Below are 25,247 nucleotides of genomic sequence, written 5' to 3'. Positions count from 1 at the left end.
CGCGCATCGAGAAGCGCCTCAACGACATCGACGGGGTGGAGGCGACCGTCAACTACGCCACCGAGAAGGCGAAGGTGCTCGTCCCGCCCGGGATCACGCAGGCGCGGGTGATCGCCGCGGTCGAGGAGATCGGCTTCACGGCCCGGCCGGTGCAGCCGCGCACGGCCAGGGTCGAGAACCACCTGGAACTGCTGATCGGTGGCATGACGTGCGCGGCCTGCGCGGCGCGCATCGAGAAGCGCCTCAACGACATCGACGGGGTGGAGGCGACCGTCAACTACGCCACCGAGAAGGCGAAGGTGCTGGTCGGGCCCCAGGTCTCGCGGGAGACGGTGATCGCCGCCGTCGAGGAGATCGGCTTCACGGCCCGGCCGGTGCTGGCGCCCGCGGCACCGGCGGCGGACGCCCCGGATCCGGCGGCCGCGGAGGAGGCCGAGCACGACCGTGAGCTGCGGGCGGCCCGCCACCGCCTCTGGGTCGTCGCCGTGCTGGCGGTGCCGGTCATCGCGATGTCGATGTTCTCCCAGCTCCAGTTCGAGTACTGGCAGTGGGCCTGCCTCACGTTGAGCGCGCCCGTCGTGGTGTGGGGGGCGTGGCCGTTCCACCGGGCCGCCTTCGCCAACCTCCGGCACGCCGCCGCCTCGATGGACACGCTGGTCTCGGTGGGCACGCTCGCCGCGTTCGTGTGGTCGCTGTACACGCTGTTCCTCGGCACCGCCGGCGTGCCCGGCATGCGGCACCCGTTCCGGATCACCCTGGAGCGGACGCCCGGCGAGGGCAACATGTACCTGGAGGTCGCCGCGGGCGTGACCCTGTTCATCCTCTGCGGCCGGTACTTCGAGGCCCGCGCGAAGCGCCGCTCCGGCGCCGCGCTGCGCGCGCTGCTGTCGCTGGGCGCCAAGGACGTGACGGTGCTGCGCGACGGTGTCGAGGCGATCGTGCCGATCTCGGCGCTCGCCGTCGGCGACCGGTTCCTCGTGCGGCCGGGCGAGAAGGTGGCGACCGACGGCGTCGTGGAGGAGGGCTCCTCGGCGGTCGACGCGAGCATGCTCACCGGCGAGTCCGTGCCCGTCGAGGTGGGACCGGGTGACGAGGTCGTCGGTGCGACGGTCAACGCCGGCGGGCGGCTCGTCGTGCGCGCCACGAAGGTGGGCGGCGAGACGCAGCTCGCGCAGATGGCCAGGCTCGTCGAGGACGCGCAGACCGGCAAGGCCGCCGTCCAGCGGCTCGCGGACCAGGTGTCGGCGGTGTTCGTGCCCGGGGTGATCGCGCTGTCGCTCGCCACGCTGGGCTACTGGCTCGGCTCCGGCCAGCCGGCGGCGGCCGCGTTCACCGCTGCCGTGGCCGTACTGATCATCGCCTGCCCGTGCGCGCTGGGACTGGCGACGCCGACCGCGCTGCTGGTCGGCACCGGCCGGGGCGCCCAGCTCGGCATCCTCATCAAGGGACCGCAGGTGTTGGAGTCCACGCGGACCGTCGACACCGTCGTGCTCGACAAGACCGGCACGGTGACCACCGGCGAGATGTCCGTCGTGGAGGTCGTGCCCGTCGACGGGGAGGACGACGTCCAGCTGCTGCGGCTCGCCGGCGCACTGGAGAGCGCGTCGGAGCACCCCATCGCCCGGGCCGTCGTCGCGGGAGCCAGGGACCGGTGCGGCGAACTGCCCCCGGTCGCGGACTTCTCCAGCGAGACCGGCGTCGGCGTGCGCGGCACCGTCGACGGGCACGAGGTCGTCGTCGGCCGGGCGTCGCTGCTGGGCGCGTGGGCGACCGACCTGCCCCCGGAGCTGGTCGCCGCCAGGGCGACGGCCGACGCGGCGGGCCGTACCTCGGTCATGGTCGGCTGGGACGGCGCCCTGCGGGGAATGCTCGTCGTGTCCGACCGGGTGAAGTCCACCAGCAGGGCGGCGGTGGCGCAGTTCAAGCGGCTGGGGCTGCACCCGATCCTGCTGACCGGCGACAACGCCGCGGTGGCGGCGGCGATCGCGGCGGAGGTGGGGATCGACGACGTGGTCGCCGAGGTCCTCCCCGCCGGGAAGGTCGAGCTGGTCAAGCGGCTCCAGGCCGACGGCAAGGTCGTCGCGATGGTGGGCGACGGCGTCAACGACGCCGCCGCCCTCGCGCAGGCCGACCTGGGCATCGCGATGGGCACCGGCAGCGACGTGGCGATCGAGTCCGGCGACCTGACGGTGGTCCGCGGCGACCTGCGGGTGGTCGCGGACGCCATCCGGTTGTCGCGCCGCACCCTCGGCACGATCAAGGGCAACCTGTTCTGGGCCTTCGCGTACAACGTCGCGGCGATCCCGCTCGCGGCGAGCGGGCTGCTCAATCCGATGCTGGCGGGTCTGATCATGGCCGGCAGTTCGGTGTTCGTGGTGTCGAACAGCCTGCGGCTGCGGCGGTTCAAGGCGCTCGCCGGCAACGAACTCCCGGGCCGGGCCGACACGGCCGAGGCGTCACGCGCCCCGATGGTCACCGCCTCCTGACGCGTCGAGCGCGCACGTCCGCACGGAAAGAAACGGAGCCGCACCATGGCCGAGCCGAGCCGGCTCGCGGAGGATCCTCAGCTCCTGCTGCTGCACGCGGCCGGTCTCGGCCGGGCGAGCTGGGACGCCGTCGTCGAACGCATCCCGGGCTTCGCCCGGACCCTCGCGATCGACCTGCCCGGTCATGGCAGCGTGCCGGGGCTCGCGTACGACCGTGACGTCGTGCCGAGGCTCGCCGAGTACGTCGCGGAGCGGATCGCCGCGCTGGGGCTGCGCAGGCCGCACGTGGTCGGGCACTCGCTCGGCGGGGTGATCGCGCTCGAACTGGCGCGTCGGGTGCCCGTCGCGGCGGTGACCGCCCTGTGCAGCATCGGGTTCCGGGCGGTCTGCCACGCCTCGATGTGCGTGGTGCGGACCCACGCGATCCTGCGGATGACCGCCGCGGTGGGGCCGAGGACGCGGGGCCGGCTGCTCAACCGGGGGGTGGTCCGCAGGATGGTCATGGGCAGCGTGTCGGCCCGGCCCGCCGCCCTCCGGCCGGACGTGGCCGCCGCCGACGTGAACTCGATGATCACCAGCGACCTGTCCGCCCTGAGCCGGTACGCGGGGCTCTACTCGTTCCGCGCCGACGCCACCGACACGACGCCGGTGAACCTCGTGTGGGCCGACCAGGACCGCGTGGTCCCGTTGCGCGACGCGCTGCGGGCCCGGCGGGTGCTCCCGAGGGCGCAGCACTACGTCATCCCCGGCAGCGGTCACTTCGTCGTACGCGACGACCCGCACGGCGCCGCTGCCGTCATCCACGCCTGTCACGCCCAGGTGCTGCGGGAGAGGCAGGCCGAGACTCGCAGAGGAGTTCGCGGAAATGTGAACCCACAGCGCGGTAATTGAGCAGGCAATTCGGCCCCGCACATCCGTCGGGGCGGGAACTGTTGACCGACCGGACGCGACTACTGAGGTACGCGGAGCCCGGGACCACCGCTCAGAGGAGTGCGAATGAAAATCACCCCGCAGGCTGGAAAGAAGTTCGGCGTGATCGTGGAGGGTTTCGACGCGGAAACCGCCTCGCCGGAGGACATCGTCGAGCTGAAGAAGGCCATCTACTCGAACAAGATCGTCGTGCTGAAGAACCAGGACCTGTCGCCGCGGCAGTTCCTGGCGCTCGGCCAGCGGCTGGGCCGGGTCGCGGAGTACTACGAGCCGGTCTACCACCACCCCGAGGTGAAGGAGGTGTTCGTCTCCTCCAACGTCAAGGAGGAGGACGGCCGCCAGATCGGGGTGCCGAAGACCGGCAAGTTCTGGCACTCGGACTACCAGTTCATGCCGCGTCCGTTCGACATCACCATGATCTACCCGCAGGTCGTGCCGTCGAAGAACCGGGGCACCTACTTCATCAACCTGGCGACCGCCTACGAGCAGCTCTCCGAGGAGCTGAAGCTGGCCGTCAAGGACAAGACGGCGACGCACAGCGTGCTGCGGTACTTCAAGATCCGGCCGACCGACGTCTACCGGCCGATCTCGGAGATCATCGACGAGGTCAACGCGAAGACCCCGCCGGTGACGAGCCCGCTCGCGTTCCCGCACCCGCACACGGACGAGACCCTGCTCTACCTGAGCGAGGGCTTCACGCTGTCGGTGCAGGACGCGGACGGCAACGACCGGCCGGAACTGCTGGCCGAGCTGCTCACGGCCACCGGCCAGCTCGACCGGACCTACGAGCACGAGAACATCCACCTCCAGACGTTCGAGAAGGGCGACATGCTCCTCTGGGACAACCAGAGCCTGGTCCACCGGGCGCTGCACACCGCGACGCCGGAGCCGGCCGTGTCCTACCGCGTCACCGTCTACGACGACGTGGACGCCGCCTAGTCCCGCACGGACGTTCGCTCCGCGGTGGGATCCGACGGCGTCGACCGTCGGATCCCACCGGTGTCCACATCGCACGAGGTCGAGAGGCATGACGTGGCAGGTCAGTTGACGGCGGCGAGGATCAGGGCGGACGTCGCCGAGATGCTCCACCGTCGCCCGGACGAGAGTTTCGACGCGGAGGATCTGTTCGACTGCGGCCTGGACTCGGTGCGGCTGATGACGCTCATCGAGCGGTGGCGCGACGCTGGCGCCGAGGTCAGCTTCGTCGACCTGGCCGAGCGGCCGACGGTGGAGAACTGGGTGAAGCTGCTGGTGGGCGGCGATGGCTGAGCCGCTGCCGTTGGGCGCCGCCCAGGAGGGCATCTGGACCGGTCAGCAGTTCGACCCGGACAGCCCCGCCTTCAACACCGCCGAGTACGTGGAGATCCGCGGCCCGGTCGACGTGCGGCTGCTGGAGGCGGCGGTGCGCGGGGCGGTCGGCGAGGCCGAGGCGCTGAACGTGGTGTTCGAGGAGGACGCCGACGGTCGCCCGTGGCAACGCCCCCGCGACGACGGGTCGTGGCCGCTGCACACCATCGACACCAGCGCCGAGGCGGACCCGCTCGCCGCCGCGACGGCCTGGATGCGCGCGGACCTCGACACCCCCGTCGACCTGCGCAAGGACCCGCTGTTCCGGCAGGCGTTCGTGCGGCTCGGCCCGGACCACCTCCTGTGGTACCAGCGCGTGCACCACATCGCCCTGGACGGGTACGGGCTGTCCCTGGTCGCCCGCCGGGTCGCCGAGCTCTACACCGCCCTCGTCGAGGGGCGTGAACCACCGCCCCGGACGTTCGGGGCGCTGGCCGCCGTCGTCGACGAGGACCGGGCCTACGCCGACTCGGACAGGTACGCCGCCGCCCGCGAGCACTGGACGTCCCGCGCACAGGGCAGGCCGGCGCCGGTGGTGCTCGCCCGCCGCACCGGGAAGCTGGCGCGGACGGTGCTGCGCGCCACCGCGGACCTCGACGCCGCCGGCATCGACGCGTTGAAGGCGGTCGCCAAGGCCACCGGAACCACCTGGAGCGAGACCGTCATCGCGGCCTTCGCGGCGTACCTGCACCGGATGACCGGCGCGGACGAGCTGACGCTCGCGCTGCCGGTCATGTCGCGGCTCGGTTCGGTGTCGCTGCGGGTGCCGTGCATGGTCACCAACGTCGTGCCGCTGTGGGTCCGCGTCGAGCCCACCGCCACGCTGGCGGACCTCACCGCGCAGGTCGCGGCGGAGCTGCGGGCCGGGCGCCCGCACCTGCGCTACCGCTACGAGCAACTGCGCCGCGACCTGCGGATGGTCGCCAGCGAGCGCAAGCTGTTCGGCCCGTCGGTCAACATCATGCCGTTCGACTACGGCCTGCGCTTCGCCGGGCACCGGGGCGTCGTGCACAACGTCAGCGCCGGGCTCGTCGAGGACCTGGTGGTCCACGTGTACGACCGGGCGGACGGCAGCGGGCTGCGGATCGTCCTCGACGCCAACCCGAACTGCTACGACGACGAGGAGCTCACCGGTCACCTGACCCGGTTCCTGGCCTTCCTGCGCCGCGTGACCGACGCCGCCGACACTCCGGTCGCCGACGTCGACCTGCTCCTCGACGGCGAGCGTCGGCTCCTCCTGGAGGAGTGGAACGACACGGCCCGGCCCCTGCCGGCGGTGACCGTACCCGCGCTGTTCGCGGCACAGGCCGCCGCGACGCCGGACCGTACGGCGCTGGTGGCCGGCGACGCCACGCTGACCTTCGCCGAACTCGACCGCCGCGCCGACCGCCTCGCCCACCTGCTCGTCGCCCGGGGGGCCGGCCCCGACCGGCACGTGGGGCTCCTGCTGCCCCGCACCTCCGAGGCGATCGTGGCGCTGCTCGCCGTGCTCAAGGCCGGCGCCGCGTACGTGCCCGTCGACCCGGACCTGCCCGCCCGGCGGGTCGCGGCGATGCTCGCCGACAGCGCGCCCGTCGTGCTGCTCGCCACCGGGGCGCTGTGGGCCGGGCACCGGCAGTCGGAGGTCCCGGTCCTGCTCGTGGACGCCCCCGCGACCGTCGCGGAGCTGGCCGAGGCGCCCGACGTGCCCGTACCGGACACCGGCCTCGCGCCGGAGCACGCGGCCTGCCTCATCTACACGTCCGGCTCCACGGGCGTGCCGAAGGGCGTCGTGGTCGAGCACCGGGGTCTGGTCAACCTCTTCCACCACCACCGCGACACGATGATCCGGCCGGCGGCCGCCGGCCGGGTGTGCCGGGCCGCGCTGTCCGCGTCGCTGTCGTTCGACACGTCGTGGGAGGGCCTGCTGTGGCTGCTCGACGGCCACGAGCTGCACTTCGTCGACGACGACCGGCGTCGGGACCCCGCCGCGATGCTCGACTACGTCGACCGGCACGAGATCGACTTCATGGACATCACCCCCACGTACGCCGAGGAGCTGGTGGCGAACGGCTTCCTCGACGCCGGCCGGCACCGGCCCGCCGTGCTCGCGCTCGGCGGCGAGGCCACCGGCCCCGCGCTCTGGACGGCCCTGCGCGACGCCGGCACGACCGTCTACAACCTGTACGGCCCCACCGAGTGCACTGTCGACACCCTCTGGTGCCGGCTCTCCGAGAGCGCCGAGCCGATCGTGGGCAGGCCGCTGACCAACACCAGGGCGTACGTGCTGGACCCGGCGCGCGGGCTCGTCCCGCCGGGCACGGTGGGCGAGCTGTACTTCGCCGGGGCGCCGGTCGCCCGCGGCTACCACGACCGTCCGGAGCAGACCGCGGAGCGGTTCGTGGAGGATCCCTTCGGGCCCCCGGGCAGCCGGATGTACCGCACCGGCGACCTCGCCCGATGGCGGCGCGACGGCACCCTGGAGTTCCTCGGCCGCGCGGACGACCAGGTCAAGATCCGGGGCTTCCGCATCGAACCGGGGGAGATCGAGGCGGTCCTGCTGGCCCACCCCGCGGTCGCCCAGGCGGCGGTGGTGCCCCGCGAGGACGCGCCCGGTCAGGTGCGGCTCGTCGGCTACGTCGTGCCGGTGGGCGACGCCGCGCCGGAGCCCGCCGCGCTGCGGCAGTTCGTGGCGGAGCGGCTGCCCGACTACATGGTGCCGCCCGCGTTCGTCGCGCTGGAGGCGATCCCGCGTACCACGAACGGCAAGCTCGACCGCGCGGCGCTGCCCGCGCCGGACCTGACCGCGACGGTCGGCGGCCGTGCGCCCCGCGACCACCGCGAGGCGGTCCTGTGCGGTCTCTTCGCCGACCTGCTCGGCCTGCCGGAGGTCGGCATCGACGACGACTTCTTCTCGCTCGGCGGGCACTCCCTGCTCGTCGCCCGGCTGATGGGCCGGGTACGCGCCGAGTTCGGCGTGGAGATCAGCATCCGGACGGTGTTCGAGGCGCCGACCGTCGCGAAGCTCGCGCCGGCGCTCGCCACGGACGCCGGCGGCGGCTCGACGGAGGTGCTGCTCCCGCTGCGGACGCGGGGGAGCGGGCCGCCGCTGTTCTGCGTCGCGCCGGCGACCGGGCTGGCGTGGTCCTACGCCGCGCTGCTGGCGAGCCTGCCCGACCGCCCGGTGTACGGGCTCCAGTCGGTCGCCGCCGCCGAGTGCGCGAGCGTCGCCGACCTGGCCGCCGACCATGTGCGCCGCATCCGTGAGATCCAGCCCGCCGGGCCGTACCACCTGCTCGGCGCGTCGTTCGGCGGCCTGGTGGCGCACGAGATGGCCACGCAGCTCGCGGAGGCGGGCGAGGCGGTGGCCCTGCTCGCGCTGCTCGACTCGTATCCGGTGCCGGCCGCCTGGCGGGAGTTGCCGCCGCCCGCCGAGCACGACGCCGCCGCAGCCGTACTCGGTCAGGCCGTGCTCGGCGGCCTCGACGAGGCGCAGCGTCGCCTCGCGTACGACGCCTTCGCGCGCAACTCGCGGCTCGCCGCCGACTGGACGCCCCGGCGCCTCGGCGGCGACGTGCTGGTCATCGAGGCGACCGACGGCAAGACACCGGACTGGCCCGGCCCGCGGAGCTGGGAGCCACACGTCGACGGGCGCATCGACGTGCACCGGCTGGACTGCACCCACGACGGCATGCTCGCCGCCGGTCCCCTGGCGCGGGTCGGCGCCGTACTCGCACCTGTCGGCGACCTTCGGAGGGCAACATGAGCGAACGGCGTGAGTGGCTCGGACTCGGCGCGGTTCTCGCCGCGACGTTCATGACCCAGGTGGACGGCTTCGTCGTCAACGTGGCCAGCCCGTCCATCCAACGCGACCTCGACGCGGGCTTCGACCAGATCCAGTTCGTCGGCGCCGCGTACGTGATCGCCTTCGGGGCCCTGATGGTCACCGGCGCGCGGCTCGGCGATCGGATGGGCCACCGCACGGTGTTCCTCTGGGGCGTCGCCGGCTTCACGGTGACCTCGTTGCTGTGCGGCGTCGCGCCGGACGCCGACCTGCTCATCGTGGCCCGCTTCCTGCAGGGCGCCACGGCGGCGTTCATGGCACCCCAGGTGCTCGCGATCATCCGGGCCACGATGCAGGACCCGGACCGGCTGGCGAGGGCCATCAGCGTCTACGGCGTGGTCATCGGCCTGGGCGTGATCAGCGGCATCGCCGGCGGCGGTCTCATCGTCGAGGCCGACATCCTCGGGCTCGGCTGGCGGCCGGCGCTGCTCATCAACGTGCCCGTCGGGATCGCGATCCTGGCGCTGGGCGGGATCCTGCCGCGTACCGTGCCGAAGGCGCCGCACCGCCTCGACCTCGCGGGCGCGGCGCTCACCATCGTGGCGGCCCCCGCCCTGCTCGTGCCCCTGGTCTTCGGGACGGACGGCTCGCCGTGGCTGTGGCTCGGCGTGCCGCTCGCCCTCGTCCTGTCCGTCGTGCTGGTGCGCCAGCAGCGGCGCCTGCACCGCGAGGGCGGCGAGCCGCTGTTCCCGCCGCGGGTCGTCACCGCCCCCGGGATGCGGCTGTCCCTGGTGACCGTGCTGGCGCTGTTCGCCACGAACTCGGGGCTCTTCCTCGTGTTCACCTACTACCTGCAGACGGGGCTGCGCTTCACGCCGCTCACGGCGGCGCTGATGTTCGTACCGCTCGGGATCGGCTTCTCGCTGGGCTCCGCGGCGAGCCGCCGGGTGGCACGCCTGGTCTCGGCGCCGACCCCGGCCGTGGGCTGCGGCCTGCTCGCCGCCGTCCTGCTGGCCAGCGCGGCCGTCGTCCAGGCGCCCGAGTCCGCGCAGGCGCCCATGCTCGTCGCGGTGATCACGCTGGCCGGCTTCGGGCAGGGCCTGGTCGTCTCACCCCTGGTGGCCGGGATCCTCGGCCGGGTCAGGCCCGCCGAGGCGGGCGCGGCGTCCGGCATGGCGACCACCGTGACGCAGTTCGGCCTGGCGTTCGGGGTCGCGGTCGCGGGGGTCTGCTACCGCACCGTGCTCGGCGCGACGCCCGGCGACCCCGACGTGCCCTTCGCCGACCACGCGACGGCCTTCGCGGTCACCGCGCTCCTGCTCGCGGCCTCCGCGATCTGCGCCGGCCTGGTCAGTGTCCGTCTGCACCACCTGCCCAAGCCCGCGGCCGCGGCAGCGGAACCGGAAGAGGCGGCGGCGCCGTCGCCCGTCGCCACGTCAACTGCTCGGAGGACCGGATGAAACTCAAGCGACTCCCCCTCGCGGCGGCCATCGCCGCCCTGCTTCTCACGACGGCATGCTCGACGGCCAAGAGCGAGGCCGGCCAGTCGAACGACCCGCCGAAGGCGGGCTACCCGGTGACGATCACCAACTGCGGCAAGAAGTACACCTACCAGCAGGCGCCGAGCCGCGTGGTCGTGATGAACGGCGGGTCGGTCGCGGAGGTCTCCGCGCTGCTGGAACTCGGCGTCGCCGACCGGATCGTCGCCAACGCGCAGTCGTACGGCGCCTCCGAGGTCGACGGCCGGGTCGACGCGATCAAGAAGCTGCCGACGGGGAACATCAAGCTCAACGACATGTCGGACATCCCGCGCGAGGCCATGATCGGGCTGACGCCCGACTTCGTGATCTCCACGTACGACGGCGGCTTCCGCGCCGAGGCGGGCTTCGCCACCCGCGACGACCTCGCGGCCGTCGGGGCCAACACGTACGCCCCGAAGAGCTCGTGCGGCGAGGTCGGCACGGTCTCCGGCACGCCGACCGTCGAGGACAGCTACGCGCTGCTGCGCGACCTCGGGGCCATCTTCGGGGTGTCCGAGCGCGCCGAGAAGATCATCGCCGACTCGAAGGCGCGCATCGCCGAGGTCGGGACGAAGACCGCGAGCCTGCCGAAGCAGAAGGTCATGCTGATCATCCCCGGCATGGCGATGGGCGGGGAGTTCAGCTCGGTCGGCGGCAACGGGATCTGGAACGACATCATGGCCAAGTCGGGTGCGGTGAACGCCTTCGAGGGCGCCACCGACCAGATGTTCGCCAACCTCTCCCGCGAGCAGGTCGCCAAGGCCGACGTGGACGTCCTGCTCGTCGTGAACTACATGTCGAAGGATCCGGACGCGGACGCGAAGAAGCTGCTCGCCCAGTTCCCGCAGTGGGACGCGGCGAAGAACAACCGCTACGTCGTGTTGTCCGACTCGATCTACCTCGGCCCCAGCAACCACCTCGCGGTCGCCAAGATCGCGCAGGCCGCGCACCCCGAGGCGTTCTGAGCGTCATGACCACCTTGTCGCGTTCCACGAACGGCCGGGTGTCGGCCGCGCCGAAGGGCCACACCACCCGGCCGGCCCCCCTGCACGGCGCGCCCCTCCCGCTGTGCCTGCTCGTGCTCGGCGTACTGCTGGTCGTCCTGATCCTCGTCGCGGCGGCCGTCGGCTCGGTGCCGGTCTCCATCGGCGACACCGGCCGGATCGTCTGGGCGCACCTGACCGGGGCGACCCCCGCCGTGGACCCGGCCCACGACCAGATCGTCTGGACCTTCCGGGTCCCACGGGTGCTGCTGGCCGCGCTGTGCGGCGCCGGGCTCGCGGTCGCGGGCGTCGTGCTGCAGGCCCTCGTGGCCAACCCGCTCGCCGACCCCTTCATCCTCGGGGTGTCGGCGGGCGGCTCGGTCGGCGCGGTCACCGTGATGGCGCTGGGCGCCGGCGCGGCCGGCGGACTCGGAGTGTCCGGCGCGGCGTTCGTCGGCGCGATGCTGGCGGTGGCGCTGGTCTTCACCCTCGGGCAGCAGCACGGCCGGCTCAACCCGGTGCGACTCGTGCTCGCGGGGGTCGCGATCAGCTACGTGTTCACCTCGATCACGAGCCTGCTCCAGTTGCAGACGACGCCCAACAACATGCGTCAGATCATGTTCTGGCTGCTCGGCAGCGTCGCGGGCGCCCGTTGGGAGCAACTCCAGGTCGCGGGCGTGGTCGTCCTCGCGGTGACCGTGCTGCTGACCCTGTACGCCCGGCAGTTCAACGCGCTCGTCACCGGCGACGAGTCGGCGACCGCCCTCGGGATCGACGTCAAGCGACTGCGGATCGTGTCGATCGTCCTGACGTCGCTGCTCGCGGGCGTGCTCATCGCCGTGGCCGGCGGCATCGGCTTCGTCGGGCTGATGGTGCCCCACCTGGTACGGCTCGCGTTCGGCGTGGACCACCGCCGGGTGCTGCCCCTCGCGGCCCTCGTCGGCGCGGTCTACCTCGTGGTCGTCGACCTGCTGTGCCGGACGGTCGACCCGCCGAACGAGTTGCCCCTCAACATCCTGACCGCCCTCTTCGGCGCACCGTTCTTCATCTGGCTGATGCGCCGGGATAGGAGCCTGTCCCACTCTTGACTTCCTACCCACGTCTGGAGGCGGGGGATTTCAGCGGTCGCCCGCTGGGTTTCCTGCTTCACCGACGGCCGCCCCGTCCGGACGTTCGTCCGTTGGGGTCTTACACCGCCTCCACAGGCAATCACGGAGAGCCCCTCCGCGAGGATGTTGCGGGCCGCGTTGACGTCGCGGTCGTGGGTCTGCCCGCATCGGCAGGTCCACGACCGCATGTTCAGCGGCATCCGCTGCGCGAGCGCACCGCACGCCGAGCACAGTTTGGACGACGGGAACCAGCGGTCCACGACAACGAGGTTGCGGTCGTACCAGTTGGTTTTGTATTCGAGCAGGGTGCGGAACTGCCGCCAGGCCGCGTCGCTGATGGCGCGGGCCAGGCTGCGGTTTTTGACCATGTTGCGTACGGTCAGGTCCTCGACGACGATCGTTTGGTTCTCACGAACGAGTCGAGTGGTCAACTTGTGCAGATGGTCCCGCCTGCGGTCGGTGATCCGGGCGTGCACGCGGGCGACCTTGAGTCGGGCCTTGGCCCGGTTCGCGGAGCCCTTCTCCTTCTTGGACAGGTTCCGCTGCGCCTTGGCGAGTGCGGCCCGGTCGCGGCGTTCGTGCTTCGGGTTGACGACTTTCTCACCGGTGGACAGCGTGAGCAGGCTGTCCAGGCCGGCATCGACCCCGACGGCCGGGCTCGGCGCCGGAGCCTGCTCGATCCGGTCGTCGCACAGCAGCGACACGAACCAGCGACCGGCCGAGTCCTGCGACACGGTCACCGTGGACGGCTTCGCGCCCTCGGGCAGCGGCCGGGACCACACGATATCCAGCGGCTCGGCCATCTTCGCCAGCGTCAACTGGCCGTCGCGGTAGCGGAACCCGCTGGTGGTGTACTCCGCCGACCGGCGCGACTTTTTCTTGCTCTTGAAGCTCGGGTACCGGGCGCGCTTGGCGAAGAAGTTCGTGAACGCGACTTGCAGGTGCCGCAGCGTCTGCTGCAACGGCACGGACGACACCTCGTTGAGGAACGCCAGGTCGTCGGTTTTCTTCCACGCGGTCAACATCGCCGACGTGGTGTTGTAGTTGACCCGTTCCTGGCGCAGCGTCCACGCCTCGGTGCGGGCCTGCAATGCCATGTTGTAGACCAGCCGGACACAGCCGAACGTGCGGGCAGGCTCACAAGCCTGCTCGGAGCTCGGGTAGAAGCGGAACCTGAAGGCCCGTTTCACAGCCCTGGCCATGGCTCATGGCCTAGCAAGATAGCCAGTAAGCCTTGCGGTGACATGCGGGTGGACGCCCATCCTCCTTGGCCGCGGATCGGCCTTTCCTGTCCTGCTCCGCAGGAGTTCCGTTTCCTCTCCACGGCTAAAGCCGGGGGTTTCCACGGAGGTTTTCGATGAAGCTTCAGGTGCAGCAGGTGTGCGTCTCCATCGGTGGTACGCCGATCCTCCGCGACGTCAGCATGGAGGTCGCGCCCGGCGAGGTCGTCGGCCTGATCGGCCCCAACGGCAGCGGCAAGTCCACGCTCCTGCGGACCATCTACCGGTCGGTCCGGCCCGCCGGCGGGCAGGTGCTGCTCGGCGACGAGGACGTCTGGTCGCTGTCGGCGCGGGCGGCCGCGCGGCGGACCGCCGCCGTGTTGCAGAACAGCCCCACCCCGCCGGGCCTGACCGTGCGGGAGGTCGCCGCGCTGGGCCGGACGCCGCACAAGGGGGTGTTCGACCGCGAGACGGCCGACGACCACGACATCGTCGTCGACGCGCTGGAGCGCACCGGCATGCTGGGGCACGCGGAGCGGATCTACGGCTCGCTGTCCGGCGGCGAGCGGCAGCGGGTGCTGCTCGCCCGGGCGCTGGCCCAGCAGCCGCAGCTCCTGGTGCTCGACGAGCCGACCAACCACCTGGACATCCGGGCCCGGTTCGAGCTGTTGGAACTGGTGCACACGCTGGCCGTCACCACGTTGGCGGTGCTGCACGACCTGGACCTCGCGGTGCGCAGTTGCGACCGCCTCGTCGTGCTGGACCGCGGGGAGGTGGTCACGTCGGGCCCGGTGCTGGAGGCGCTCACGCCCCAGGTGCTGTCCGGGGTCTTCGGGGTCACCGCCGAGACGGAACGTCACGAGGACGGGGTCGTCCGCGTCACGTACGGCGCCCGGCCGCTCGCCAAGACGGGCTGAGCCGGGTGCGGCGGACGTGCCCGCCGCCCGGCCGGACCCGGCCGGGCGGCGCCTCGACGGGCGGGCGGCGCGCCCCGGGCGCGCGGCCCTCGTCGGGCGCGCGCCCGTCGCCGCCTTCCCCGCGCCCGTGCGCCGCGCGGTCCCCGGGACGCCCGGCACGCTGGTCGAACGGTTCCATCGAATTCTGGTTCCCGGCGATGAGGCCGGCTGGACCGCCGCTGGAATCCGTTCTCCTCGGCATCCCGCATGGTTACCGTGAATTCATGTCGGAGCCACTGGAAGAAAGCGCGGTCACGGCTCTGGCCCTGGCCGTCGGACGCGGCGACCGTTCCGCGGCGGATCCTCTCGTTCGCAGCACGCAGCGTGACGTCTGGCGATTCCTGGTCTACCTGGTGGGGCACGCCGACGCCGAGGACCTGACGCAGGAGACGTTCGTCCGCGCGCTGGGCAGCGCGCACCTGTTCACCGGGCGCCACCACGCACGGTCCTGGCTGCTGGCCATCGCGCGGCACGTGGCCGCCGACCACTTCCGCGCCGCCGCGAGCCGGCCCCGGATCGTGTCCGGCCAGGACTGGCAGGCCACCGCGGAGCGTTCCGCGGCCCACCATCTGCCCGGCCCGGACGACACGGTCGCGCTCAACCTCGCGGTACGCACGCTGCCCGCGGCCCGCCGCGACGCGTTCGTGCTCACCCAGGTCGTCGGCCTCGGATACGCGGAGGCGGCCGAACTGTGCGGCTGTCCCGTCGGCACGATCCGCTCCCGCGTCGCGCGGGCCCGCCGCGACCTCGTGTCGCTCCTGGCACCGGCCCCTCGGCGGCGTCCGGCGCTGCCCCGGTAGGCCCTGTCCGCCGCGCGGCGGCCCCCGCGTCAAATGTCCCTACTAGAGGATATGACGTGACGGTGGCAAATGTTCCCTAGCATCGATTAGGACCCTTTCGCGCTGCGGCGGCCAGGGGTGGACAGCTTGACGGCCGTCATTTTTCTGTGGAAAGGTCGACACTCAAGGGGGAAGGTGTCCGTAAGGGCACATCGCAATTCGGGGCTGGGAATCCGTCAAAAACGTTTGCGTTGCGTAACAACTCTGTGAGGTGCGACGCCTGTCGGCGTCCGATCGGCCGCACCGGGTTCTTGCGCGGGTCGACGAGGCATTCCCGACCTCGGGTCGATCACTGGGGAGCGTGTCGTGGTTGTTGGATCGACGCCCGTTACCGGGCATCGCGGCTGGCGGGGGGCCGGCCATACCGGGTACGGGGCCGGTTGGCCTCTGGGCGTACTCCGGCTGCGCTAGAGCAAACGAGAGCGCTGCTGCCGTGAACCTCTCCGTCACACCAGGGCGCTCATCATCGCGAGGGGCCGCGCCGCTACCGGCGCCCCGGGTCGCGATGGGCGTCGTCACCGCCGTCTTCGCAAGCATCAGTCTCATCGGCTTCATCCACGTCATGTTCCTGCCGGTCGGTCCGGTCGCCATCGCGCTGTCGTTCACGTGCATCGCCGTCCTGATGACGATGCAGTTGCTGTGGTACGGCCGGGACAACGGACGCCTGCGCACGCCGCTGGGCTACGGCGTCCTCGCCACCCAGGCCGCGCTGGTCTACCTGCCGATCCTGACCTTCGGGCAGGCGTGGGTCGGCATGCCGGGCTTCCTGGCGGGCAGCGTGCTGCTCGTGCTGCGGGCGGTCACGGCGTGGGTGACCTTCGTCCTCATCGTCGCCTCGATGGCCGTCGCACAGTGGATCTTCACCCGCGCGCCGATCGACATGCTCTACACCGCGATCTCCACCGTCACGACGGGGCTCGTGGTGTACGGGTTGTCCCGGCTGACCGCCCTCGTCGTCGAGGTGCAGGAGAGCCGTGCGGAGATCGCGCGCATGGCGGTGCTGCGGGAGCGGCTGCGGTTCGCCCGCGACCTGCACGACCTGCTCGGCTACAGCCTGTCCGCCATCTCGCTCAAGATCGAGCTGGTGCACCGGCTGATGGAGAAGTCACCGCAGGAGGCGAGCGACCAGCTGCTGGAGATCCTGGAGATATCGCGGGTCGCGCTCTCCGACGCGCGGACCGTCGCCAGTGGCTACCGCGAACTGTCGCTGGAGGAGGAGTGCCGGTCCGCCGTGTCCGTGCTGTCCGCCGCGGACATCCAGGTGCGGCTGGACAGCGACCACCTGGACCTGCCGGTCCAGGTGAGCACGGTGCTCGCCACGGTGCTGCGGGAGGGGGTGACCAACATCCTGCGGCACAGCAAGGCCAAGCGCTGCGACATCACCATCCGGCAGACGCAGGACGACGCCTGGATCGAGATCGTCAACGACGACCTGGCCGTCGGGCCGCCCAGGGACCCGGGCAGCGGTCGGAACGGGCTGCGCAACCTGTGCGTACGCGCCGAGGAGATCGGCGGTTCGCTGACGGTCGACCAGCAGCCGGACCAGTTCCGGCTCTGCGCCAGGGTGCCACTGCGGCTGGAGCGCCACGGGGCGTCCCGGTCACAACCAGCCGGCCTCCCGGGCGACCCGGATGGCGTCGACGCGGTTGCGCGCGGAGAGCTTGTTGACGATCGTGGTCAGATAGTTGCGGACGGTGCCGACTGACAGGAACATCTGCGCCGCGATGTCGACGGCCTGGAGTCCCTCCGCCGTGAGGCGGAGGACTTCGGTCTCGCGCGCCGTGAGGGGGCACTCGGCGCTGTCCCAGGCGGACATCGCGAGCTGGCTGTCGACGACCCGGCGGCCGGCGGCGACGCTGCGGATGGCGTCGACCAGTTGCTCGGTCGGGGCGTCCTTGAGCAGGAAGCCGGTCGCCTTCGCGGACAATGCCCGGCGCAGCGTGCCCGGTCGGCCGAGCGCGGTCAGGACCAGGGTGCGGATCTCCGGCAGGTGGGCCTGGATGTCGGCGATGGCGGAGAGCCCGTCCTTGCCCGGCAGGTCGATGTCGATCACGGCGACGTCGGGCCGGAACCGCCGCGCCATGGGGAGGATCTCCGTGCCCGAGGCGACCGCGGCGACGACCTCGATGTCCGGCTCCAGGTTGAGCAACGCGACCAGCGCATCGCGGACCATGTGCATGTCCTCGGCCAACAACACCTTGATCAACTTGGCATCCCCTGTCGGGCCGGCGCAATTAACCCCGTTCTATCACGCGCCCGCCCACATCCTGAATGCTGTTTTCGCGCCCGCGTGCGAAGGGTCGTCAAGCCATTTGCCGACGGTCGATCGACCCATTCACATTCCGTGTACGCCCAGGTACTCCTCGTTACAGGAGATGTCGTTTTCGGGTAGTCCGATGGCGAATTCGCCGACCCCGACCTCCGCCGGCCAGTCGAGCCCGAACGCCGACGCGGAAACCCTGGCGTCGCCCATGGTCAGGGCGCACGTGGCGAGCCCCAGCATCGTGGCGACGAGGCAGAGCGTCTGCTGGAGCATGCCGACATGCTTCAGGGTGGTGGCGTAGGAGATGCTGTCGTACACCCAGGAGAGCCTGCCCACCCGCGCGGTCATGGTGATCAGCACCGGCGGGGGCCGCCGGCCCCCGACGGCCACCCGGGCGTTGTCGAGCATCTCGTCGATGTCGGCCGAACTGGCGTTGACGAGGGTCAGCGCGTGCTCGACCGGGCTGTAGTGGTAGATCCCGCGCCGCAGGTCCGGGCAGCGGTCCACCGTCAGGTACAACTCCAGCTCGTACAGCGAACCCGCGCTGGGATACGGCCGTCGCGTCACCGTGTACCGCACGTTGTCCGGAGCCGTGGCCACCGTCTGCATCCGGACCCGGGCCGCGTGGAACAGCAACTCCCCGAGTTCGCGGGTCGACGGCGCCGCCTCGGCGAACGCGCGGGTGGACCGGCGCCGGTCCACGGCCTCGGTGAGCGTCATCCCGTGCGGAACCGAGACGGGCGGCCGGTACATCGGGATCCGCGGCCCGACGGGCGCCGGCTTGACGGCGGCCGGGGGCGGCAGGGTCGCGAGGTGACGGAACGTCGCGCCGGCGGGTTCGTCGTGCGTGCCGAGCCTGCTGCGCGAGTGGAACAGCAGGTCGTACGGCGACCACATCGCCAGCGTGGGGTCGGAGTCCTCGTGGAACCGCGACGTGCCGGCCTCACCGACGACGACCATGCCCGTGCCGACCAGATAGGCGACGATGTCGGCCACCCCGGCAAGCGCCAGGCCGACCCGCCGCGCCACCTCGACAACGGTGGACGCGCGGGGGAGCGCGCCGAGCACCAGCGACACCTGCGGCCGGTGCAGCACCACCCGGTGGTGCGACAGCGGGGACTCGAGCACCAGCTCGCCGTCCCGTTGGTGGGCGAACGCGAAACGGGACAGCCTGACCGGTTGGTCCTCGGCCACCTCCGGCAGCTCGAACACCCCCAGCGGGGACACCGGCTGGACGGACAGCAGCGGCACCGGCGAGTCCCGCGAGCCGAGCGAGCGGACTATCCGGCCGGGCAGCCGGTCGAGGACCGACCGGAGGGCGCGCCCGTCCAGCCCGGCGACGTTGCCGAGCGCGACCGGCCCGTACGTCATGCGGTGCAGGACCTCCTCCACGGCGGGCGCGGGGCGGCCCACCGGGACGTCGCCCCAGCGGGTGAGGATGGTCAGGCTGCCGTCCTCAGCCGTCTCGATGGTCACGTCGTCCCGGAAGGACCACAGCGACAGGCTCGGTCCGGGGCGGGACGTGTCGGCGTCGGATGGCAACCTGGCTCCTCGACGGGCGTGGCTGGGGCCACGTGCGCCCCCGCTCTACACGAAAAGTGGTATCGGGTTGAGGTTCTCGTACTCCGTGGGACGGTCGAGCCTGCCGAGCTGCACCGGGACGTCGAAAAGCCTGCCCGGCGCGAACCTCGCCCAGAAGCCGCGCATCCCCGGCACGATGGCCTTCACCACGGGGAGCCCGACGTCCGGGCGGGTCTGGTCGAGCACGAGCACGTCGAGTCCCAGTGCCTCCAACCTGTGCTGCACCGAGCGGACGTCGGCCAGCAGATCGTCCGTCGGGGTGTGGCGGTAGTCGGCGAGCCGGCGAGCCGGCACCGCCGGATCGGGCCGCAGGTAGGCGTCCCCGGCCCAGGTGGCGGTGCGCCACCACCGTACGGCGTCCGGATCGGACCAGCCGTACCCGCCGTCGTCGTCGCCGCCGACCTCCGCCACGGTCGGCATCAACTGGTTCATCTCGGTGAGCGCGCGGACCAGCGCCGCCCGCGGGTCGGGGTGGGTGCCGAAGCCGAACATGATGTCCTCGCACCGCTTGTCGGTGCGCCGGGACAGCGCGGCCATGGTGGGGATCCCGACGTCCGACGACACGTCCAGCACCCACACCTCGCGGTGCAGGCCCGCGTAGACCTCCCGCAGCTCGTCGATCCAGCGGTCGCGGAAGCTGTCCAGGTCCACCGCGGGGGCCTGGGTGCGGTTGTACCACCAGAGGGCCACCGCGTCGCGTTCCACCACCTCCAGCAGGCCCTGGAGCAGCGCGTCCTCCAGGCTGCTGCCGGCGGCGTTGCCGTTGGAGTCCGCGCACAGCGACATGCCGCCGTGCTGCTCCGGCACGTTGAAGTAGAGCATCGAGGTGGGCAGCAGGCGGTGCCGCTGCTCGGTGAGCGACCACACCGGGGTCCAGCTCGTCACGGCCGCGTCGTCGAACGGCGCGCACACGTACTGGAACGGCGAGCAGGTGGCGTTCCAGCGGTCGCGGTCGGCGTACTGCCGCTCGTCGAACAGCAGGCAGTCGTCGGGGTGGACGGCGGTGCCAGCCAGCTCGGTGTAGCTGCCGGTGACCCGGGCCTCGTCGCCGTGGAAGTACGCGCTGTGCCGCTCGATGGCCTCGCACAGCGCGCTCACCTCGGCGTGCACCGGGGTCACGCCCTTTCCGCCGTTCTCGGCCCGCAGCGCGAAACGCATCTGCTCGGCGTTCCTGCGCGTGGTCATCGCGAGATTCGGCCCGGAGCGGAACGAGTTGAAGAAGGCCGGGCCCCGCCCGTCGCGGGTGATCTCCTTGACCACGCCGCTGACCGGGCTCACCAGGTGCCCGTAGTCGCGCAGCACCCGCTCCGGCGGCAGGGCGCGGTGGCTGCCGCCGCTGCGGGACGCCTTCGGCCGGCTGCGCAGCGGCACGGGGCGGAACGCCCGGTCCCGCTCGATGCCGGGGTCGCCGCACTCGGGGCACTGCGGCCGGGCGCGCACCTCGTGGTGGGCGCCGTGCAGGGTGACGCTGTCCAACGTCCACACCGCGCGCTGCCCGTCGTGCCGGAGCCCGGCCGTCCACTTCGCGGCCTCCAACGCCACCAGGTGCAGGGCGGCGGCGCCGAGCGGGGGCAGCGACACCGGCGGGGTGCCGATCGCCGTGTCGGAGCCGACGACGGCGCGCAGGCGCGTCTCGGCCTGGCGGTGGCCGCGCAGCCGGTGCCCCAGGCAGTGCCAGCACCCCGTCGCGGCGGCAGGGTCGAACACGGGCCCCACCCACACCTGTGCGCCGCCCGGCTTCGCGAGGAGCCAGGGCCGGCCTGCCGCGCGATGCGCGGCGTCGACGGCAGCCAACCCCTCGTCGAGGTAGTCCTCACAGAGCACAATCGATAAGTCGGCGGGCGAGGCCGAAAAGTTCCCGGACACCGGCGTCACCGTCAACCCGGCCGCGCGCAGCGCGGCTGTCGCCGCCCCGGCATCCGCCGTACGGCCGCCGACGCGGACGAGGTCGACCCGGGCGGCGGCGGTGGCCCGTACGGCGGCGGTGGGGTCCAGACCCGCCGCCTCCCAGTACGCGAGCGCGGGCTCGTCGGCCTCCGCCTCCGGCGCCGGCCGCAGCGTCACCAGGCCGGCGTCGACGAGCCGCCGGACGACCGTGCCGATCTCGGCGGACGACATCCCGGCCGGACTGTCCCGGACGAGTTCCGTCAGGTCACGGGTGCCGTCGAGCAGCGGGGCCAGGGCCTCGACGTGCGCCCCGCTGACCGAGGTCGCTCCGCGCTCGGAGAGCAGGTAGACCGCGTCACCGCGTACCACGTGGGCCCGCAGGTGCCGCTTGAACCCGACGCGGAGCTGTGCGTCCCCACCCGACATGGCTGCTCCCTGCTCGACCAGTGCCGCTCCAGCGACACTCCAGCGTGCCTCCAGCCCAGCCTCGCGGCAGCGCAGGCTGCGGGCAAGTGCCGCGGTCACATGCTGCTCCCTCGTTTGGTCATGCCCGTCCATGACGCGGTCACTATCGGCTCGACCTTCGCTTGGAATAGCGTGGAAGCCTGTCCTGACTCCCCCTGGTCGGAATCGTCGCTCCCGTCACGGAACCAGTACGCCGACACGCTCGTCGGCGGTGGAAAGTGCGGTGGATCCGACTGATAGCGAGGTCGGCGAAATGATTACCAAGTTTGCGGAACTGGGATCGATGTCGCACGAGGAGAAACTGACGCTCCTCGCCGCGTTGCTGGAGTCGGCGGCCGAACCCGCGACGGAAGTCCGGCGCCCCGAGCCGCCGCCGGTCGTGCCGCCACGGCACCCGGCGGGGAACCCGCTCGCCGGACTGCGGTTCGAACTGCTCGGCCCGCTCGTCATCCGGCACGACGGGGTCGACATCGCACCGAGCGCACCGAAGCTGCGGCTGGTCCTGTCCGCGTTGCTGTTCAACGTGAACCAGCCGGTCGGCGCGTCGGTGCTCGTCCGGGAGCTGTGGAGCACGGGGGCGCCCCGCACCGCCCATGCCACCCTCCAGACGTACATGTTCAAGGTGCGCAAGCTCTTCCGCGGCGTGCTCGGCGGCTCCGTCGAGGACATCGCGCGCGACGTCCTGCTCACCTGCTCCGGGGGCTACACGCTGCGGGTGGACCCGAAGCAGCTCGACATCGTCGAGTTCGACGAGCTGGTCACGGCGGGCACCGCGGCGATGCACGCGGGCGACTACGAACAGGCGGGCGCGCACCTGCGCCGGTCGCTGGCGCTCTGGCGCGGCAACGTCGTGCACCAGGGCCAGTGGGGCCCGCAGCTGCGCGCCCAGGCCGCGCGGCTCGAGGAGCGGCGGTTCTACGCGTACACCACCAGGATCGACGCCGACCTCTGCCTGGGCCGGCACCGGGAGGCGACCTCCGAGCTCGCGTCGCTGGTCGTGGAGCACCCGCTGCACGAGTCGGCGCACACGATGCTGATGCTCGCGCTGCACCGCTCCGGGCGCACGCCGGCGGCGCTGGATGTCTACCTGCGGTTCCGGCGGCGGATGATGAACGAACTCGGCATCGAGCCCTCGGAGCGGATCCAGGCGCTGCACCTGGCGCTGCTGTCAACCGACCCGCTGCTCGCGGACCTGTCGCTCACCTCCGACATGCTGCTGGACCGGCTCGTCGGCCGGGTCCGCCACGGGCGTCGGCTGAGTTCTTCCGCTGTTACCGGCTGATGGGCCGGCCGCGATTACCTTCAATTTCGCACTCGTGCGCAAAGGAGGAATAGCAATGACCACATCGCCGGTGAAGAACAGTGCGCCTATCGGGCGTGCGACATTTGCCAACGACCCGGGACTGCTTTCGGACGTGCTGCGCCCGTACGCGAGGCCGAAGACCCAGTACCTGAAGTCCGCGACGGTCACCGTCGCCAACGGGCTGGCGAGCGCGGAGGGCGAGTTCGCCATCCCGTACCCGTGCTACATCGACGACACCGGTCACCTCAACTCGGTCGAGGTGAACATCTGCTTCAACCAGCTCATGTACTACCTGATCGCCAAGTGCGTCCAGGACCGGGCGGTGCCCGCGCTGGCCGCGTGGACCATGGAGGACTACTGGGCCAAGCAGCTGCCGGACATGCTCATCGCGAACTTCACCAGCAGGTTCCGCCGGCCGATCGACTCGTCGTCGTTCCACGGCGAGGTCTCCTTTGCCGAGTTCAGCGAGCGCAACCGCAGCAAGCCGGTCCAGATCATCGACATGCCCTGGCGCTTCTGGGACACCCAGGGTGGCATCGCCGACGGCGAGGTACGGATGGCGCTGGTCAACCCGCCCGGCATGCGTCTCCAGGCCGACGCGGCGTGAGCCGCCCCCACCCGCACGTCCCCTGAGGAGGACCCCGGTGACTGTTCAGTTGCGCACGCTCGTCGACGTGGTGCGCAGGCACGCCGTCCAGCAGCCGGACGTCGTCGCCATGGTCTGCGAGGGCCGGCGCGTCGACTACGCCACCCTGCACCGCGTCAGCAACCAGGTCGCGCGCGCCCTGCAGGCGGCGGGCCTGCGCCCGGGGGACCGCATCGCCTACCTGGGCAGGGAGTCCGAGCACTACTACGAGCTGCTCTTCGGCGCCGCGAAGACCGGCGTGGTGCTGGTGCCGATCAACTGGCGGCTGGCCGCCGGCGAGGTCGAGCACATCCTGCGCGACTCGGGCGCCGCCCTGCTCTTCGTCGACTCGGACTCGGCCGCCGTCGCCGAGAAGCTGGCGGCGGAACTGCCGACGCTGACCGGGGTGGTCGGGCTCGACGAGCCGGGTGCCGCCGGGGCCGGCTTCACCGCCTGGATGTCGGCGCAGCCGGACGCGAACGTGCTGGCCAGGGTCACCCCCGACACGCCGTTGGTGCAGATGTACACCAGCGGCACGACGGGCCTGCCGAAGGGCGTCGTCCTCGCGCACCGCAGCTTCTTCGCGGTACGCCAGGCGCTCGCCTCGGCGGAGCTGGACTGGATCGACTGGCGCGAGGGCGACGTCAGCCTCGTCGGCATGGCCGGTTTCCACATCGGCGGCCTGTGGTGGGCGACGCAGGGCTTCGTGGCGGGCGTGACGAACGTCGTGATGCGCGAGTTCACCACGGCGGGCGCGGTCGAGCTGATCAGGACGCTGCGCGTCACCACCGCCTGCCTGGTGCCCGCGATGCTGCGGCTGCTGCTGGCGGAGCCCGGCGTGTCGCGGGAGGACTTCACCTCGCTGCGCAAGGTGGTCTACGGCGGCGCGCCCATCTCGGCGGCGCTGCTGGCCCGCTGCGTCGAGGGTTTCGGCTGCGAGTTCGCCCAGATCTACGGCCTGACCGAGACCGGCAACACGGCCATCTGCCTGCCCCCGGCCGACCACACGCCGGACAGCGGCCGGATGCAGGCGGCGGGGCGCCCCTACCCGGGTTTCGAGGTCAAGATCGCCGACAGCCGGGGCGAGCCGCTGCCGCCCGGCGAGATCGGCGAGGTCTGGCTGCGTACGCCGGCGGCGATGGTCGAGTACTGGAACCTGCCCGAGGCCACGGCGAAGACGCTTGTCGACGGCTGGGTCGTGACCGGTGACGCGGGCGTGCTGGACGAGGACGGCTACCTGTTCATCCGGGACCGGATCAAGGACATGATCATCGTGGCGGGGGAGAACGTCTACCCGGCGGAGGTCGAGCACGTCATCGGGCGCCACCCGCTGGTCGCCGAGTCGGCCGTCGTGGGCGTGCCGGACGAGCGCTGGGGCGAGGCCGTGCACGCGTTCGTGGTGCCGGTGGAGGGGCAGCAGCTCACCGAGAGTGACCTCGCCCTGCACCTGCGCGGCAAGCTCGCCGCCTTCAAGCAGCCTCTGCACTACGAGTTCATCGACCGGGTGCCGCGCAACCCCAGCGGCAAGATCCTGCGCCGCGAGCTGCGCGAGCGATTCTGGCAGGGTCACGAGCGCAGGGTGAGCTGATCGCGATGACCACCGAGCGCGAATGCCGCGCCCCGCTGCACCGGCTGCCCCGGCCGGCACGGCGGCGCGGCGCCACGCTGCTCGACACCACGCTGCGTGGCGCCACGCTGCTCGACACCACGCTGCTCGACGCCCTCGCCGAGGTCGCCGCCATCCACCGCACGACGATCGCGGCGCCCGGCCGGACCGGACGCCGCGAACTCGTGGCGCGGGGCGTCGCAGACCACGTGCGGGTCGTGAGCGGCCCCGACCGCGTACCCGACCTCGGCGTGGTCGACGAGGTCGTCCGCCCGGAGGACACCCGGGCCCGTCCCGTGTCCGCGCTCGCCGCCGGCCCCGTCCGGCGGCGCGGCGCGCACGGGCACATCCCGCTCTAGCACAC

Annotated in this window: 18 protein-coding genes and 1 pseudogene; 15 read left to right on the top strand and 4 right to left on the bottom strand. The window is 71.9% G+C overall.

Going from position 1 to position 25,247, the window contains the following annotated elements:
* Positions 1–203: 203 nt before the first annotated feature.
* The 8 genes from ACPXCB_RS28640 (at position 204) to ACPXCB_RS28605 (ending at position 12,117) form a co-directional block, all read left to right on the top strand.
* The gene (locus tag ACPXCB_RS28640; RefSeq protein WP_425878995.1) at positions 204–2,486 is read left to right on the top strand and encodes a heavy metal translocating P-type ATPase; all 2,283 of its coding nucleotides are present in this window, start codon (positions 204–206) and stop codon (positions 2,484–2,486) included.
* Positions 2,487–2,531: 45 nt separating this feature from the next.
* The gene (locus ACPXCB_RS28635; protein WP_151452484.1) at positions 2,532–3,377 is read left to right on the top strand and encodes an alpha/beta fold hydrolase; all 846 of its coding nucleotides are present in this window, start codon (positions 2,532–2,534) and stop codon (positions 3,375–3,377) included.
* A 105-nt stretch (positions 3,378–3,482) separates the two neighbouring features.
* Positions 3,483–4,355, top strand: coding sequence for a (3R)-3-[(carboxymethyl)amino]fatty acid oxygenase/decarboxylase (gene scoE, locus ACPXCB_RS28630; protein ID WP_132240686.1), 873 nt, complete (start codon positions 3,483–3,485; stop codon positions 4,353–4,355).
* A 93-nt stretch (positions 4,356–4,448) separates the two neighbouring features.
* Positions 4,449–4,685, top strand: coding sequence for a phosphopantetheine-binding protein (locus ACPXCB_RS28625; RefSeq protein ID WP_425878977.1), 237 nt, complete (start codon positions 4,449–4,451; stop codon positions 4,683–4,685).
* Positions 4,678–8,508 carry an amino acid adenylation domain-containing protein gene (locus ACPXCB_RS28620; RefSeq protein WP_425878976.1) on the top strand — a complete coding sequence of 1,277 codons (3,831 nt, stop codon included), beginning with the start codon at positions 4,678–4,680 and terminating at the stop codon, positions 8,506–8,508. The genes ACPXCB_RS28625 and ACPXCB_RS28620 overlap by 8 nt, the downstream gene beginning before the upstream one ends.
* A complete protein-coding gene (locus ACPXCB_RS28615; protein ID WP_425878975.1) occupies positions 8,505–9,986 on the top strand; it encodes an MFS transporter in 1,482 nt (493 codons plus the stop codon). Before ACPXCB_RS28620 ends, ACPXCB_RS28615 begins: the two co-directional genes overlap by 4 nt.
* Positions 9,983–11,011, top strand: coding sequence for an ABC transporter substrate-binding protein (locus tag ACPXCB_RS28610; protein WP_425878973.1), 1,029 nt, complete (start codon positions 9,983–9,985; stop codon positions 11,009–11,011). Before ACPXCB_RS28615 ends, ACPXCB_RS28610 begins: the two co-directional genes overlap by 4 nt.
* 5 nt (positions 11,012–11,016) lie before the next feature.
* On the top strand, positions 11,017–12,117 hold the full coding sequence (locus ACPXCB_RS28605) for a FecCD family ABC transporter permease (protein WP_425878972.1): 1,101 nt from the start codon (positions 11,017–11,019) through the stop codon (positions 12,115–12,117).
* Positions 12,118–12,266: 149 nt separating this feature from the next.
* Here ACPXCB_RS28605 and ACPXCB_RS28600 read toward each other — a convergent pair.
* A pseudogene (locus tag ACPXCB_RS28600) lies at positions 12,267–13,340 on the bottom strand (RNA-guided endonuclease InsQ/TnpB family protein); the annotation flags it as partial.
* Between the two features lie 155 nt (positions 13,341–13,495).
* On the opposite strand from ACPXCB_RS28600, the gene ACPXCB_RS28595 reads away from it, so the two are divergent.
* The 3 genes from ACPXCB_RS28595 (at position 13,496) to ACPXCB_RS28585 (ending at position 16,858) form a co-directional block, all read left to right on the top strand.
* Positions 13,496–14,275 (top strand): ABC transporter ATP-binding protein, encoded by a 780-nt coding sequence (locus tag ACPXCB_RS28595; protein ID WP_425878971.1) that lies wholly within the window; start codon positions 13,496–13,498, stop codon positions 14,273–14,275.
* A 263-nt stretch (positions 14,276–14,538) separates the two neighbouring features.
* A complete protein-coding gene (locus tag ACPXCB_RS28590; protein WP_425878969.1) occupies positions 14,539–15,114 on the top strand; it encodes a sigma-70 family RNA polymerase sigma factor in 576 nt (191 codons plus the stop codon).
* A gap of 544 nt (positions 15,115–15,658) precedes the next feature.
* The gene (locus ACPXCB_RS28585; RefSeq protein ID WP_425878967.1) at positions 15,659–16,858 is read left to right on the top strand and encodes a histidine kinase; all 1,200 of its coding nucleotides are present in this window, start codon (positions 15,659–15,661) and stop codon (positions 16,856–16,858) included.
* Here the strand turns inward: ACPXCB_RS28585 and ACPXCB_RS28580 are convergent.
* The 3 genes from ACPXCB_RS28580 to ACPXCB_RS28570 form a co-directional block, all read right to left on the bottom strand.
* Complete coding sequence (locus ACPXCB_RS28580) at positions 16,754–17,350, bottom strand: response regulator transcription factor (RefSeq protein ID WP_425858299.1); 597 nt, start codon at positions 17,348–17,350, stop codon at positions 16,754–16,756. The genes ACPXCB_RS28585 and ACPXCB_RS28580 overlap by 105 nt on opposite strands.
* A gap of 138 nt (positions 17,351–17,488) precedes the next feature.
* A complete protein-coding gene (locus ACPXCB_RS28575; protein WP_425878965.1) occupies positions 17,489–18,958 on the bottom strand; it encodes a SagB family peptide dehydrogenase in 1,470 nt (489 codons plus the stop codon).
* Positions 18,959–19,003: 45 nt separating this feature from the next.
* A complete protein-coding gene (locus tag ACPXCB_RS28570) occupies positions 19,004–21,409 on the bottom strand; it encodes a TOMM precursor leader peptide-binding protein (RefSeq protein WP_425878964.1) in 2,406 nt (801 codons plus the stop codon).
* A 193-nt stretch (positions 21,410–21,602) separates the two neighbouring features.
* Between ACPXCB_RS28570 and ACPXCB_RS28565 the strand changes: the two genes are divergently transcribed.
* The 4 genes from ACPXCB_RS28565 to ACPXCB_RS28550 are packed head-to-tail and all read left to right on the top strand — an operon-like array spanning position 21,603 to position 25,242.
* Entirely contained in the window at positions 21,603–22,631 is a 1,029-nt protein-coding gene (locus ACPXCB_RS28565) for an AfsR/SARP family transcriptional regulator (protein WP_425878963.1), read from the top strand.
* 55 nt (positions 22,632–22,686) lie between these two features.
* Entirely contained in the window at positions 22,687–23,259 is a 573-nt protein-coding gene (locus tag ACPXCB_RS28560; RefSeq protein WP_425878961.1) for an FcoT family thioesterase, read from the top strand.
* A gap of 37 nt (positions 23,260–23,296) precedes the next feature.
* Positions 23,297–24,865 (top strand): fatty acid--CoA ligase, encoded by a 1,569-nt coding sequence (locus ACPXCB_RS28555; protein ID WP_425878960.1) that lies wholly within the window; start codon positions 23,297–23,299, stop codon positions 24,863–24,865.
* A 5-nt stretch (positions 24,866–24,870) separates the two neighbouring features.
* Complete coding sequence (locus tag ACPXCB_RS28550) at positions 24,871–25,242, top strand: hypothetical protein (RefSeq protein WP_425878958.1); 372 nt, start codon at positions 24,871–24,873, stop codon at positions 25,240–25,242.
* Positions 25,243–25,247 lie beyond the last annotated feature (5 nt).

It is taken from the genome of Micromonospora sp. DT62 (genome assembly GCF_049847285.1).
GTDB classification, from domain to species: domain Bacteria; phylum Actinomycetota; class Actinomycetes; order Mycobacteriales; family Micromonosporaceae; genus Micromonospora; species Micromonospora reichwaldensis.
The sequence above is the reverse complement of the archived record's forward strand: the minus strand, read 5'-3'. Positions and strand labels throughout refer to the sequence as shown.